The sequence below is a fragment of the Streptomyces sp. NBC_01515 genome (assembly GCF_045040345.1).
GTDB lineage: Bacteria > Actinomycetota > Actinomycetes > Streptomycetales > Streptomycetaceae > Streptomyces.
The window spans coordinates 2,774,571-2,787,962 of sequence record NZ_CP109416.1 but is presented as its reverse complement, the minus strand read 5'-3'; the positions used below and the strand labels follow the sequence as shown (position 1 = coordinate 2,787,962).

10 protein-coding genes are annotated in these 13,392 nt (G+C 71.6%); 6 read left to right on the top strand and 4 right to left on the bottom strand.

Annotated features, from left to right (window positions below; genetic code table 11):
* The first annotated feature begins 254 nt into the window (after positions 1-254).
* Both OG407_RS12290 and OG407_RS12285 read left to right on the top strand, forming a co-directional pair.
* A complete protein-coding gene (locus OG407_RS12290; protein WP_328684402.1) occupies positions 255-821 on the top strand; it encodes an XRE family transcriptional regulator in 567 nt (188 codons plus the stop codon).
* Positions 821-1,540: a helical backbone metal receptor gene (locus OG407_RS12285; protein WP_405857633.1), complete on the top strand. Its 720-nt coding sequence runs from the start codon at positions 821-823 to the stop codon at positions 1,538-1,540. The genes OG407_RS12290 and OG407_RS12285 overlap by 1 nt, the downstream gene beginning before the upstream one ends.
* Here the strand turns inward: OG407_RS12285 and OG407_RS12280 are convergent.
* Positions 1,467-2,576, bottom strand: a complete 1,110-nt coding sequence (locus OG407_RS12280; RefSeq protein ID WP_405857631.1) for a TDT family transporter — start codon at positions 2,574-2,576, stop codon at positions 1,467-1,469. The genes OG407_RS12285 and OG407_RS12280 overlap by 74 nt on opposite strands.
* Before the next feature lie 70 nt (positions 2,577-2,646).
* Here OG407_RS12280 and OG407_RS12275 point away from each other — a divergent pair, with 70 nt between their 5' ends.
* Positions 2,647-3,570 carry a LysR family transcriptional regulator gene (locus OG407_RS12275; RefSeq protein ID WP_403590052.1) on the top strand — a complete coding sequence of 308 codons (924 nt, stop codon included), beginning with the start codon at positions 2,647-2,649 and terminating at the stop codon, positions 3,568-3,570.
* A 15-nt stretch (positions 3,571-3,585) separates the two neighbouring features.
* Here the strand turns inward: OG407_RS12275 and OG407_RS12270 are convergent, their stop codons facing one another.
* The gene (locus OG407_RS12270; protein WP_405857629.1) at positions 3,586-4,278 is read right to left on the bottom strand and encodes a gamma-glutamyl-gamma-aminobutyrate hydrolase family protein; all 693 of its coding nucleotides are present in this window, start codon (positions 4,276-4,278) and stop codon (positions 3,586-3,588) included.
* Positions 4,279-4,349: 71 nt separating this feature from the next.
* A complete protein-coding gene (locus tag OG407_RS12265; protein WP_403590047.1) occupies positions 4,350-5,084 on the bottom strand; it encodes a FadR/GntR family transcriptional regulator in 735 nt (244 codons plus the stop codon).
* Positions 5,085-5,169: 85 nt separating this feature from the next.
* Here OG407_RS12265 and OG407_RS12260 point away from each other — a divergent pair, with 85 nt between their 5' ends.
* Genes OG407_RS12260 through OG407_RS12250 form a run of 3 tightly spaced genes read left to right on the top strand, consistent with a single transcriptional unit; the run spans position 5,170 to position 8,740 of the window.
* The gene (locus tag OG407_RS12260) at positions 5,170-6,540 is read left to right on the top strand and encodes a glutamine synthetase family protein (RefSeq protein WP_405857627.1); all 1,371 of its coding nucleotides are present in this window, start codon (positions 5,170-5,172) and stop codon (positions 6,538-6,540) included.
* A gap of 11 nt (positions 6,541-6,551) precedes the next feature.
* Complete coding sequence (locus OG407_RS12255) at positions 6,552-7,961, top strand: aldehyde dehydrogenase family protein (protein WP_405857625.1); 1,410 nt, start codon at positions 6,552-6,554, stop codon at positions 7,959-7,961.
* Positions 7,958-8,740: a 3-oxoacyl-ACP reductase gene (locus OG407_RS12250; protein WP_019064934.1), complete on the top strand. Its 783-nt coding sequence runs from the start codon at positions 7,958-7,960 to the stop codon at positions 8,738-8,740. The genes OG407_RS12255 and OG407_RS12250 overlap by 4 nt, the downstream gene beginning before the upstream one ends.
* A 111-nt stretch (positions 8,741-8,851) precedes the next feature.
* Here OG407_RS12250 and OG407_RS12245 read toward each other — a convergent pair whose 3' ends face one another.
* Positions 8,852-10,054, bottom strand: a complete 1,203-nt coding sequence (locus OG407_RS12245; protein WP_405857623.1) for an amino acid deaminase/aldolase — start codon at positions 10,052-10,054, stop codon at positions 8,852-8,854.
* Between the last annotated feature and the right edge of the window lie 3,338 nt (positions 10,055-13,392).

The window sequence follows — 13,392 nt, the reverse complement described above, 5'->3', positions numbered from 1 at the left end:
GGTGAGCGGGAACACAGGCGACCGCGTACGCATTGAAGAGTAGAGATGAAGTCCCGCGCCGATCGAGGGTCGGCGCGCCCGCACGGACTGGCCAGAACCATGACGTCCGATCGCACGCTGTGTGACGTGGATGTGACAGGCGCATGAAACGGTTTGCCGAACATGCGTAGGGTGCAGAGAACTCAGCAGAGGCAGCTTCGGAAGTGGCTGCGGAAGTAACTGCGGACCGACGAGCGAAGGAGGGAGCCGGAGCTATGGGCGACCACAAAGAACAGCCCCTTCGGGTGGGCGCGGCCGTACGGCGGCGCCGCCGTGCGCTGTCCCTGACCCTCGCCGTCGTGGCCGAACGCAGCGGCCTGTCGGTGCCCTTCCTGAGCCAGGTCGAGAACGACCGGGCCCGCCCCAGCCGAAGCTCCCTGGAGAAGGTGGCCGACGCCCTGCGCACCACGGCCGTCGAACTCCTCGCCGCCGCCGACCCCGCGTGCAGCGTCGACGTCGTCCGCGCGGAGGAGCCCGAGTCGCTCGGGGCACCCCGGATGCGTTCCCTGGTACGGGGTCATCACCAGCTGCACGCCTCGGAGTTCACCGGCGACCATGACGCCGGGCGTGAATTCCAGCACCGCAACGACGAGTTGATGTACGTCGCGGACGGCGCCGTCGAGATCGAGGCGGAGGGGCGTGCGTACCGGCTGGTGCGCGGCGACACGATGTATCTCACCGGAGGCGTCCGTCACCGCTGGCGGGCGACCGTGCCGGACACCCGGGTGGTCGTGGTCGCGGTGGCCGAGCACATCGAGGCGGTCCAGGACCGCCAGCGCTGATGCGCGTCGTCTCCCTCGTGCCGTCGCTCACCGAGGCAATCGCCGTATCGCTTCCGGGAGTTCTGGTCGGCGCGACGGACTGGTGCAGCCACCCGCCCGACCTTGATGTGACGCGCGTGGGCGGCACCAAGAACCCCAAACTCGACCCGATCCTCGCCCTCGCCCCCGACTTGGTGATCGCCAACGAGGAGGAGAACCGCGAGCCGGACCTGACCGCCTTGCGCGAGGCGGGTGTTGACGTCCTGGTCACCGAGGTGCGCGACGTCCCGCAGGCCTTCCGCGAACTCGCCCGGGTCCTCGACGCGTGCGGAGCGCCGACCCGCCCGCGCTGGCTGGACGAGGCGGAGCGGGCGTGGTCGGAGCTGCCGGAACCGGAGAGCCGTAGAACCGCTGTGGTCCCCGTCTGGCGGCGGCCCTGGATGGTGCTGGACCGGGACACCTTCGCGGGCGATGTGCTGTCCCGGCTGGGAGTCGACCACGTGTACGCGACGCACGCCGAGCGCTACCCGCGTGCCACGGTCGACGAACTGCGGTCCGCGGCACCGGACTTGGTGGTCCTCCCGGACGAGCCGTACCGCTTCACCGCCGACGACGGACCCGAGGCGTTCGCCGGCCTGCCCTGCGCGCTCGTCAGCGGCCGGCACCTCACGTGGTACGGGCCGTCACTGGGCGAAGCGCCACGGGTGCTGGGCGCGGCCCTGCGAGCAGCGCACCGCTGAGCAGGCCGCGGGCCGTGTGCGCGGCGGCGGTGGCCCAGGCGGCGACCAGGACGCCGTAGAGGACGATCGCGAGCCCGTCGTAGACGGCGAGGCCGGTGTGGCGGGACAGGGACTCGGCGCCGGTGACGCAGGTGCCGACCGGGAAGGTGAAGGCCCACCAGGTCATCGTGAAGCGCATGCCGTGGCGGCGGGCGCGGACGACGTGCGCGGTGGCGAGGCCGAGCCAGAGCAGGGCGAAGCCCATGACGGGCACGCCGTAGAGGACGGCGAGGAGGCTGAAGCCCTGGGCGTACGCGGGCGGTACGACACCGGGGGCGAAGTCCGCGAACTTGCCCACGGCGGTGGTGGATTGGCCCAGCGGGCCCAGCACCAGGAACAGCGTCGGGGTGAGCGCGAGGGGCAGCGGTCCGCCGGTGACGAGCCGGGCGAAGACCAGCGGCAGCATCAACAGCGTTGCCAGCAGGCTCAGTCCGAACATCGCGAAGCACGCGAGGAGCAGCGTCTCCCGGGGCTGTCCGGGCGGCAGATGGGGCACCAGGAGCGGGCCGAGGGCCGCGGACACCATGGGCGCGACCACGGGCAGCAGCCACACGGGGGTCGCCTGGGAAGGGTGCACCTTGTGCCGTACGGCCATCAGGTACGGCACGGCGACGGCCGCCGTGAGTCCGATGAGCGTCCCGGCGCCGAACAGCACGGCGTCGAGCGCGACCGCCGCCCGGACCCCGATCCAGTCCCGCCCGACGACCAGGGTGCCGCCGCCCACCGCCAGCAGGGCCATCGCGAGGCAGCCGTAGAAGGGGGCCATCGCGGGGTCGAGGAGATGGGCGCGGGCCTGGTCGCGGTGGTGGGTCCAGTGCAGGGTGCGGGCGGCGAGCAGGGTCAGCAGCATCGCGAGGGAGAGGGCCCAGACGGCGGTGCAGGCCGTGCGCAGTCCCGGGAGGTGGAGCGGGAGCCCGGCACCGGCCGTGGCGACGATGGCGGTGCCCATGACGGAGGCGTACCAGTTGGGTCCGAGATGACGAACGGCGGTGACCATGCCTCCACCGTCTCGCCGACTGAGACACGCGACCAGGGAGTATGTGTCTATGGGGACATAAACTGGATTTATGAGCGGGAGCGAGACGGAAGATCAGCGGGGCGGGTCGATCGCGCACCGGGTGCCGGACCTGGGCGCGCTGGAACTGTTGCTGGCGGTGGCCCGGCTGGGGAGTCTCGGCGCGGCGGCCCGCGAGCTGGGCATCACGCAGCCGGCGGCCAGCAGCCGCATCCGCTCCATGGAACGGCAGCTCGGCGTCGCCCTGGTCGACCGTTCACCGCGCGGATCGACCCTGACCGACGCCGGTGCCCTGGTCACGGACTGGGCCCGCCGGGTCGTGGAAGCGGCGGCCGCCTTCGACGCGGGTGCCCAGGCCCTACGGCACCGGCGCGACTCCCGGCTCCGCGTCGCCGCCAGCATGACCATCGCCGAGTACCTCCTCCCCGGCTGGCTCCTCGCCCTGCGCTCCCAACGCCCGGACACCGCCGTCTCGTTGCTGGCCGGCAACTCGACCACGGTCGCGGAACGGCTCCTCGCCGACGAGGCCGACCTGGGCTTCGTGGAGGGCCTGTCCGTGCCCGCCGGACTGGATTCCACGGTGATCGCCCATGACCACCTGATCGTCGTGACCGCCCCGACCCACCCGTGGGCCCGCCGTCAACGCCCGGTCCCGGCAGCGGAGTTGGCGGCGACGCCCCTGATCCTGCGGGAGGAGGGTTCGGGTACGCGGCAGGTACTGGACGCGGCGCTGGGTGGCCTGGCCCGCCCTCTCATCGAGTTGTCGTCCACTACGGCGGTCAAGGCGTCGGCGGTGAGCGGAGCGGGGCCCGCGGTGCTGAGCGAACTCGCCGTGGGGGAGGAGCTGTCGATGCGGAGGCTGGTGCGTATCCCGGTCGAAGGGGTCACTCTCGCCCGGGACTTGAGAGCGGTGTGGCCCACCGGTCACCGGCCGACGGGACCGGCACGGGAACTGCTCTCGCTGACGCGGGGCTAACGGGCTTTCGCGGGGCTAGCGAGCCTTCGCGGCCGCTTCCACCAACGCCCGCATCACCCGCAGGTCCTCACCCATCTCGGGATGCCACTGCACCCCCAACACCCAGTCGGCGGAGGGAAGTTCGACGGCCTCCGGGGTGCCGTCCTCGGCCCAGGCCGACACCGTCAGGCCCGCGCCCAGGCGGTCCACGGACTGGTGGTGGAAGGTCGGGACCGAAGTCTCTTCCGGTACCGCCGACGCGTACAGGGTTCCCGGTACCGGCTTGACCGGGTGGTGGCCGAAGACGCCCGGTGTCTCCGCGTGGCCGTCGATGTGCTGGACGAGGGTGCCGCCGACGGCGACGTTCAGGAGCTGCATGCCCCGGCAGATGCCCAGCAGGGGGATGCCCGCCGTCAACGCGGCCTCGATCAGGGCGAGTTCCCAGGCGTCGCGGGCGGGAGCCGGTGGACCGGTGCGGGGGTCGCGGTCGGCGCCGTAGCGGACCGGTTCCACGTCAGGGCCGCCCGCGATGACCAGGGCGTCGAGGCGGGCGACCGTCGCCGGGGCGTGTTCGGGGGCGTCGGGAGGCAGCATCGCGGCGAGCCCGCCCGCGCGCTGGACGAGCCGCGGGTAGCCGGCGGGCAGCAGGGCCGCCTCCAACTCCCAGGTGCCCCACCGTGCTCCGGCCTCCAGATACGTACTGACACCGATCAGCGGCCTGCCCGCCATGCACCCCTCCGACATGAAGCGAATTGAATGGACTCCGTGCGAACCATTGAACTACCCCGCTGGTCAGGCCGTCATGCCAGGAACCCGCGCAGCAGCGCCGCCGTCCCCGCGCAGTGCTCCCGCATCATCTCCCGCGCCCCGTCCGCGTCCCCGTCGAGGACCGCCTCGACCAGTGCGATGTGCTGGCGCTGCGAGTGCTCCAGGTTGCGGACCAGGAGGGGGATGCAGTCGAGGAGGTCGTTCACCGTGGCCCGTACCGCCGCGTACTGCGCGGTCAGGGTCGGGGAACCGCACAGCTCGGCCAGGGTCAGGTGCAGCAGGGTGTCCAGGCGGCGGTAGTCGGCGAGCGGGGCGTCGTGCGTGCGGGCGAGGGCGTCGCGCAGCCGCTCCGCCTGTTCGGCGCTCAGGCCGTGGGTCGCGCACAGGCCCGTCGCGCCGACCTCCAGCACCTCCCGGAACCGCAGCACGTCCTCGATGTCGACCGCGCTGATCCGCCGCCGCAGCTCGTCCTCGCCGCCCGCGTCCGACTTCGGCAGCACGAACGTCCCGCCGTAGCGTCCGCGCCGCGACTCCACGAGGCCCTGGTCCTGCAGTACCTTCAGAACCTCGCGCAGCGTCACCCGACTGATCCCGAGCCGCTCGGCCAGTTCCCGCTCGGCCGGCAACCGTTCGCCCCCCGGCACCAGACCCAGCCGTACGACCTGCAGTATCTGTTCCAGCGCCTCTTCGAATCCGTTGCCCGCCCGCACCGGCCGCAGTACCGGGGTCAACCGGTCCTCAAGCCCGTTCTCCGCATCCAGCGACATATGGCGGCACCCCCTTCCCAAGCAATGGTTCTCCGCAATACCTTATGGCTTCCGGCTGACCGTAGAAGCCGAAGGAGGCTTTCCCGTGGCAGACCGCACACCCCCACTGGGCGTCGAGGAACTTCAACGCCTCGTCGCCAGTGGTGAGATCGACACTGTTGTCCTGGCCTTCCCCGATATGCAAGGGCGGCTGCAGGGCAAGCGGTTCGCCGCCCAGTTCTTCCTGGACGACGTGCTCCGGCACGGCACCGAGGGCTGCAACTACCTCCTCGCCGTCGACACCGAGATGAACACGGTCGACGGCTACACCATGTCCTCGTGGGAGCGCGGTTACGGCGACTTCGCCATGCACCCGGACCTGTCCACCCTCCGTCGTGTGCCCTGGAACGCCGGCACCGCCCTGCTGATCGCCGACCTCGCCTGGAACGACGGATCGCCGGTGGTCGCCGCACCCCGCCAGATCCTGCGCCGCCAGCTGGAGCGCCTCGCCGAGCACGGATTCACCGCGCAGGTCGGTACGGAGCTGGAGTTCATCGTGTTCAAGGACACGTACGAACAGGCCTGGGACGCGGGCTACAAGGGGCTCACGCCGGCCAACCAGTACAACATCGACTATTCGGTGCTGGGGACCGGACGTATCGAGCCGTTGCTGCGCCGTATCCGCAACGAGATGACCGTCGCCGGGCTGACCGTCGAGTCCGCCAAGGGCGAGTGCAACCCGGGGCAGCACGAGATCGTCTTCCGCTACGACGACGCCCTCGTCACCTGCGACCAGCACGCCGTCTACAAGACCGGCGCCAAGGAGATCGCCTCCCAGGAGGGCGTCTCGCTGACCTTCATGGCGAAGTACAACGAGCGCGAGGGCAACTCCTGCCACATCCACCTCTCGCTCGCCGACGCCGACGGCGGCAACGCCATGGCGGGCACCGCGGACGACCCCGGTGGCATGTCGGAGGTCATGCGCTACTTCCTCGCCGGGCAACTCGCCGCGCTCCGCGACTTCTCGCTGCTCTACGCCCCGAACATCAACTCGTACAAGCGGTTCCAGCCGGGTTCGTTCGCGCCGACCGCCGTCGCCTGGGGGTACGACAACCGCACCTGCGCCCTCCGGGTCGTCGGCCACGGCCGCTCCATGCGCTTCGAGAACCGGCTGCCCGGCGGGGACGTCAACCCCCACCTGGCGGTGGCGGGGCTCGTCGCGGCCGGGCTCTACGGCATCGAGCACAAGCTGGAACTGCCGGAGGCCTGTACGGGCAACGCCTACAGCGGCGACTACGCGCACGTCCCCACCAATCTGCGCGAGGCCGCCGAGCTGTGGGAGAACAGCCCGATCGCCCGGGCCGCCTTCGGCGACGAGGTCGTCGCGCACTACCGCAACATGGCACGCGTCGAACTGGAAGCCTTCGACGCCGCCGTCACCGACTGGGAGCTGCGTCGCTCCTTCGAACGTCTGTGAGAGGTCCTTCGTTGTCCTACGAGCTTGAACTCCAGGTGCTCAACCCGGCCACCGAGGAGGTCGTCGCCACCGTCCCGGCCGCCACCGCGGCCGACGTGGACGCCGCCGTCGTACGCGCCGCCCGGGCCCAGGCGAAGTGGGCGGCCCTGCCGCCCGCCGACCGGGCCCGGCTGCTGCGCCGCTTCGCGGTCGCCGTCGACGAACACCTCGAAGAACTGGCCCGGTTGGAGGTGCGCGAGGCCGGACACACGGTCGGCAACGCCCGCTGGGAGGCCGGCAACGTCCGTGATCTGCTCGACTACGCGGCCGGGGGAGTGGAGCGGCTGACGGGTCGTCAGATCCCGGTCGCGGGCGGCCTCGACATCACGATCCTCGAACCGCTGGGCGTGGTGGGCGTGATCGCGCCCTGGAACTTCCCGATGCCGATCGCCGCGTGGGGCACCGCACCGGCGCTCGCGGCGGGCAACGCGGTCATCCTCAAGCCGGCCGAGACCACCCCGCTCACCGCACTCCGGCTGGCCGAACTCGCCCTGGACGCAGGCCTTCCCGAGGGTCTCTTCCAGGTCCTCCCCGGCCACGGCCCGGTCGCGGGCACCGCGCTCGTCGAGCACCCGGGCGTCGCGAAGATCGTGTTCACGGGGTCGACGGCCGTGGGCAAACAGGTGTTGGCGAAGGGCTCGGAACTCCTCAAGCGCGTCACCCTCGAACTCGGCGGCAAGAGCCCCAACATCGTCTTCGCCGACGCGGACATCGAGGCCGCCGCAGCCGCCACCCCCATGTCCTTCCTCGACAACTCCGGCCAGGACTGCTGCGCCCGCACCCGCATCCTCGTCCAACGCGGCGTCTACGACCGCTTCTTGGAGCTCCTGACCCCCGCGATCGAGGGAGTGACGGTCGGCGACCCGGCCGACGAGACGACGGACATGGGCCCGCTGATCTCCAAGGTCCAGCTGGAGCGCGTCCGTTCGTACGTCACGGACGACCTGGCCGGCATCCGGGGCAAGGCGCCCGAGGGCCCCGGCTTCTGGTTCCCGCCGACGGTGGTGACGGGGGTCGACCCGCACGCGCGCGTGGCCGTAGAGGAGGTCTTCGGCCCCGTCGCCGTGGTGCTCCCCTTCGAGGACGAGGCGGAGGCGATCGCCCTGGCCAACGCCACCGACTACGGCCTCTCCGGCTCCATCTGGACCCGGGACGTGGGCCGCGCGCTGCGCGTCTCGCAGGCCGTCCGGGCGGGCAACCTGTCCGTCAACTCCCATTCCAGCGTCCGCTATTGGACCCCCTTCGGCGGCTTCAAGCAGTCGGGGATCGGCCGCGAACTGGGCCCGGACGCGCTCACCGCCTTCACCGAAACCAAGAACGTCTTCATCAGCAACGTCTCCACCAGCAGCGTTTCGACCAGCACGGAGGGCCCCGCACAGTGACCTCAGAGATTGTTTGCCGGCGTCTCGTCGGCCGTACCGCCGTCATCACCGGAGCCGGCAGCGGCATCGGTCTCGCCACCGCGCGCCGACTCGCCTCCGAGGGCGCCAACGTCGTCTGCGGCGACATCGACGAGACCCATGGCAAGGCGGCGGCCGACGAGGTCGGCGGGCTGTTCGTGAAGGTCGACGTCACCGACCCCGAACAGGTCGAGGCGCTCTTCAAGGCGGCCTTCGACACCTACGGCAGCGTCGACATCGCCTTCAACAACGCGGGCATCTCGCCCCCGGACGACGACTCCATCCTCGACACCGGCCTTGAGGCCTGGAAGCGCGTCCAGGACGTCAACCTCACGTCCGTGTACCTGTGTTGCAAGGCAGCGATCCCGTACATGCGCCGCCAGGGCAAGGGCTCCATCATCAACACGGCGTCGTTCGTGGCGCGGATGGGCGCGGCGACGTCGCAGATCTCGTACACCGCGTCCAAGGGCGGTGTCCTCGCCATGTCCCGTGAACTGGGCGTGCAGTTCGCCCGCGAGGGCATCCGCGTCAACGCGCTCTGCCCGGGACCGGTCAACACCCCGCTTCTGCAAGAGCTGTTCGCGAAGGACCCCGAGCGCGCCGCGCGCCGCCTGGTGCACATCCCGGTCGGCCGTTTCGCGGAGGCGACCGAGATCGCCGCGGCCGTGGCGTTCCTGGCGAGTGACGACTCGTCGTTCGTGAATGCCGCCGACTTCCTTGTGGACGGCGGGATTTCGGGGGCGTACGTCACACCGATGTAAGAGGCGGTCGGGATGTGAGGGCGATCGGCCGGCCGGCCAGTCAGCCGGCACGCGGCGACGGCCCGGAATCAACTTCCGGGCCGTCGCGCGTTTCTGTCGGTCTGTCATCCGTCAGAGGAACGTCATGCCCTCACCGCGATACGTCGGCACGGTCGCGGTCACCGCGTCGCCCTCGATCAGGTGCAACGCGTCGAAGCGCTCGCACAGTTCACCGGCCTTGGCGTGGCGGAACCACACCTTGTCGCCGATGAGGAGATCGTCGGCGGGGGACCCGAGCAGCGGCGTCTGCACCTCGCCGGGCCCCTCCTGGGGGTCGTAGCGCAGGCCCTCCGGGAGGTACGGCACCGGGAGCCGGTCGGGGCCGGCGGCGCCGGAGGCGGGGTAGCCGCCGCCGAGGACGGTGACGACGCCGACGCCCGGGCGCCGTACGACGGGCATGGCGAAGAGCGCGGACGGACGGCCGGTGAACGACGTGTAGTTGTCGAAGAGGCGCGGCACGTACAGCCCGGAACCGGCCGCGATCTCGGTCACCGCGTCCTCGGCGGCGGTGTGCTGCACACTGCCGGTGCCGCCGCCGTTGACGAACTCCAGGTCGGGCACAACCGCCCTTACCGCGCGCACCACTTCGGCACGCCGCTCGGCGAGTTCCCGCTTGGCGGTGGCCTGCATCAGCCGGATGGCACGGGACCGGAACGGCCGTCCCGCGACGGAGTCGCCGACGCCGGCGATGTGCCCCTCGTAGGCCATGATCCCGACGACCTTGAAGCCGGGGCGGCGGGACACCGTCCGTGCGATGTCGGCGAGTTGGGCGGGGGTGCGCAGCGGTGAGCGGAGCGCGCCGACGCGGACACGGCCGCCGAGCAGCTTCAAAGAGGTGTCCAACTCCAGGCAGACACGGATGACTTCGGTGCCGCCGTCGCGTGAGTCGTCGATGAGTTTGAGCTGGGCGGGGTCGTCGATCATCACGGTGACGGCGGCGGCGAGCTTGGGGTCGTTGGCCAGTTCGCCGAAGGCGGCGTGGTCGGCGGAGGGGTAGGCGAGGAGGACGTCCTCGAACCCGGAGCGGGCGAGCCACAGCGACTCGGCGAGGGTGAAGGACATCAGGCCCGCGAAGCCGTCCCTGGCCAGGACGCGTTCGAGGAGGGTTCGACAGCGGACGGACTTGCTGGCGACGCGGACCGGCTTGCCGCCGGCCCGGCGGACGAGGTCGTCCGCATTGGCATCGAAGGCGTCCAGGTCGACGATCGCGAGTGGGGCGTCGAGGTGGGCGGTGGCCCGGTCGTAACGGGCCCGGTCGGCGGCGCGCGCAGTCATGAACGCAGCCTGCCAGACAGGATTACCGCAGGGTAGGGGGACGTTCCGGGCAGATGCCCCGGGGGCGTGGACTGGTTCCCGTCCGAGCGGGGTCAACCCGTAGAGTGACGCGCACGCACGGAGGAAACGCCGCCGGTCGTTCGACCGCGCCCGGGATGGCGGTCCGCCGCTGCGGGTATGCGTGCTCGGGACGACTTTGTTTCTGTGTCTTTGATTTTGTGTCGTGCCGGGTGAGAGCGGGGTGGACGCCGGTCCGTATACGAGCACGGCAGGAGTACACCGGCCCGCGTACGGACAAAGGGCAGGCGTACATCGGCCCGCAGGCGAGCAGACGGTGGCCCGGGTACGAGGAAACGGGGGGTGCATGAGCACGGAAGCGCGACGCGCCCCCGGACCGGCGGGTTCGACGCCGCCGCACCGGCCGCCGGGAGCGCCGGGCTCTACGGGATCGATGGGTTCGATGGGTTCGGTCAATCCTGTGAACCCGGCGAACGGGACGAATTCGGGGAACGTGACGGACTCGGCGGGGCGGCCGACGGCCGACGAGGCAACGGGCGAGGACTTGGACCGACCGCATTCTGGTTCTGTGGGGGATTCGGGGATGGCGGCGGGTTCCGGGGCGAGGGGGACTTCCGGGGCTTCCGGAATGGCGGGGGCCGCGGGGGCGGCTGCGTCAGGGGCCACTTCGGGTTCTGCCTCGGGGCCGGGTTCACGTTCTGCTTGGGTTCCTGGCTCGGGGTCTGTTTCTGGTCCGGCCTCGGGGTTCGCTTGGGGGCCGAGTGTCGGTTCCGGTCCGGCTTCGGGGGTGGCTCCGGGTTCCGCTTCGAGTTCCGCTTCGAGGGGTGGGCAGGGGGCGCCTGGTACGCCGAACAGGCCTGGTGCGTCGAGTACTTCGAGTGCCTGGGACGCGTGGAGTGCGCCGGGGATGCCGGGTGCGTCGGTGAACGGTGGGGCGTCGGAGCGGCGGCCTGCTTCGGGTGCCCACGCGCGCGGGCGACGGGCGGCGGGGGATGCGCCGCGACCGGGCGATGGTACGGGTACGGGTACGGGTACGGGTGTGTCGGGGTCGGGTAACTCGGGGGCTGCGGGAGTTTCGCGGACTGGGCGAGAACCGTTCGCGCCGGGTTCCGGTGCGGGTTCGGCGGGGAGCGGCGGGTCCAGTACGGGGTGGTGGGACCGCGGTAACGGTAGGCGTACGGCACCGGAGAACGGTGGGGCCGATGCCGGCGCGGTGTTCCAGGGGGACGGGAACGGCCCCGATGTGCGAACTGGGGCTTCGGGCAACGGGTTTGATGCCGGCGCGGTGTCTTCGAGTACTGGGTCTCCGAGCACCGGTCCTGATCCTCGTACCGCGTCTCGGAACAACGGCTCCGATGACCGTGACGGGGCTGGTTCGCCACCGGTCTCCTCTGACGGGCGGCCACGTTTTCCCGGCCTTCGGCCTTTCTCACCCCGTGCCATGGACCCCGTGAGTCCACCCCCTCCTCCAGCCTCGGCACGCTTCCCGGACACCCCGCCCGCGCCCGGCGGCGAGGCGCTCCGTGCGAACGCCGATGGAGCCACGCGGGGAACGGTCCCACCCCGGCCGCCGCACCGCCCTACGGCGGCGACAGGTAGTAACGAAGGGCTGTGGGAACCCAGTTCGGATTCGGCCACCCCTTTCCGCCCGACCACACCGGCCGGCTCGGACAACCTGCCGCGCCCTGCGAGCGAGGGCCCAGGTTCGTCGTCCGACTGGCTTCGTCAGGATGCGACCGGGGCAGCGACACCTCCCGGCTCCGTTGGTTCGCCGCGCTCTGCGGGTGAGGCTCTGGGGGAGGCGTTCGACTGGTTGCACGAGGATTCGGTTCGTTCGGCGACGGCTTCCGCTCCGGGTGTCCCGTCGCGTGCCGCAGGCGAGGCTTTCGGTGGGTCGTCAGATCCGCTTGGCCATGTCCCGGGCCGTCCGGGAACGCCTCCTGGTTCCGGCGCTCCGTCGCGTCCTGCGGGTGAGGCTCCGGGTGAGGCGTACGACTGGTCGCGCCAGGATTCGGCTCGTCCGGGGATGCCTCCTGCCCCAGGTGTCCCGTCGCGCGCTGCGAGTGAGGGCCCTGGTCGGTCGCCCGACCGGCTTCGCCATGCCCCCGGGCACCCGGGAACGCCTCCCGGCTCCGCAACTCCGCCCGGTCCGGCGGGCGAGGCTCCGCCTCAAGCGTCCGATCGGCTCGGCCAGGACTCCGCTCGCCAGGCAGCTTCCCCCGGTCCGGTGACTCCGCCGCGCCCCGAGGACGAGGCGCCGCGTCAGTCGTCCGACCCGCAGAGCTATGCCCCCACGCGACCGGGAACGCCTACTGGCCCCGCTACCTCGCCCGGTTCGGCGACCGACGCTCCGCATGAGTCGTCCGACTCGCAGCGGTACATCCCGACCCGTCCGGGGACATCCGCCGACTCGGGCACCCCGCCGCGCCCCGCCAGCGAGGCCCCGCATCCGTCGTCCGACCGGCCTCGTGAGGATTCGGCCGGCTCGGCTACGCCTCCTGGCCGGTCCACTCCGCGGCGTCCCGAGGGTGAGGCTCCGCGTCAGTCGTCCGACCGGCAGCGTTATGTCCCCACGCGTCCGGGAACATCTGCTGAATCCGCTACCCCGCCCGGTTCGGCGGCCGAGGTTCCACCCCAGCCGTCCGACCGGCTGGCCCAGGACTCCGCTCGCTCGGCCACACCTCCCGCGCCGCCGCGTCCCGAGGGCGAGGTTCCGCGCTTGCCGTCCGACCGCCTGGGCCAGGATTCGAACCGCCCGGCAACGCCTCCCGGCCCGGCGACTCCGCGGCGCCCCGAGGCCGAGCCTCCGCCCCAGCCGTCCGACCGGCTGGGCCGGGATTCCGCTCGCTCGGCCACGCCTCCCGCGCCGGTCACGCCGCCGCGTCCCGAGGCCGAGCCTCCTCGCTACCCGTCCGACCAGCTTGGCCAGGACCCGAACCGCCCGGCAACGCCCTCCGCCCCGGCCACTCCGCGGCGCCCCGGGGCCGAGCCTTCGCGTCAGTCGACGGACCGGCTGGGCCGGGATTCCGCTGGCTCGGCAACCTCTCCCGCCCCGGCCACTCCTCCGCGCCCCGAGGCCGAGCTTCCGCGCCCGTCGTCCGACTGGATGGGCCAGGATTCCGCTGGCTCGGCAACCTCTCCCGCCCCGGCCACTCCTCCGCGCCCCAGCGCCGAGCCTCCGCGCCAGCCGTCCGACCGCCAGCGCTATGTCCCCACCCGCCCGGGAACATCCGCCGGTTCCACCACCCCGCCCAGCCCAGCAGCAGAGCCCTCGCCCCAGCCGTCCGACCGCCTCCGCCAGGACTCCCCTCGCCCGGCAA

Bases quoted from the DNA above. Each gene is read 5' to 3' on its own strand.
- OG407_RS12290 (WP_328684402.1), top strand. From the start codon at position 255: ATGGGCGACCACAAAGAACAGCCCCTTCGGGTGGGCGCGGCCGTACGG.
- OG407_RS12265 (WP_403590047.1), bottom strand. From the start codon at position 5,084: ATGTCGCTGGATGCGGAGAACGGGCTTGAGGACCGGTTGACCCCGGTA.
- OG407_RS12280 (WP_405857631.1), bottom strand. From the start codon at position 2,576: ATGGTCACCGCCGTTCGTCATCTCGGACCCAACTGGTACGCCTCCGTC.
- OG407_RS12285 (WP_405857633.1), top strand. From the start codon at position 821: ATGCGCGTCGTCTCCCTCGTGCCGTCGCTCACCGAGGCAATCGCCGTA.
- OG407_RS12270 (WP_405857629.1), bottom strand. From the start codon at position 4,278: ATGGCGGGCAGGCCGCTGATCGGTGTCAGTACGTATCTGGAGGCCGGA.
- OG407_RS12245 (WP_405857623.1), bottom strand. From the start codon at position 10,054: ATGACTGCGCGCGCCGCCGACCGGGCCCGTTACGACCGGGCCACCGCC.
- OG407_RS12275 (WP_403590052.1), top strand. From the start codon at position 2,647: ATGAGCGGGAGCGAGACGGAAGATCAGCGGGGCGGGTCGATCGCGCAC.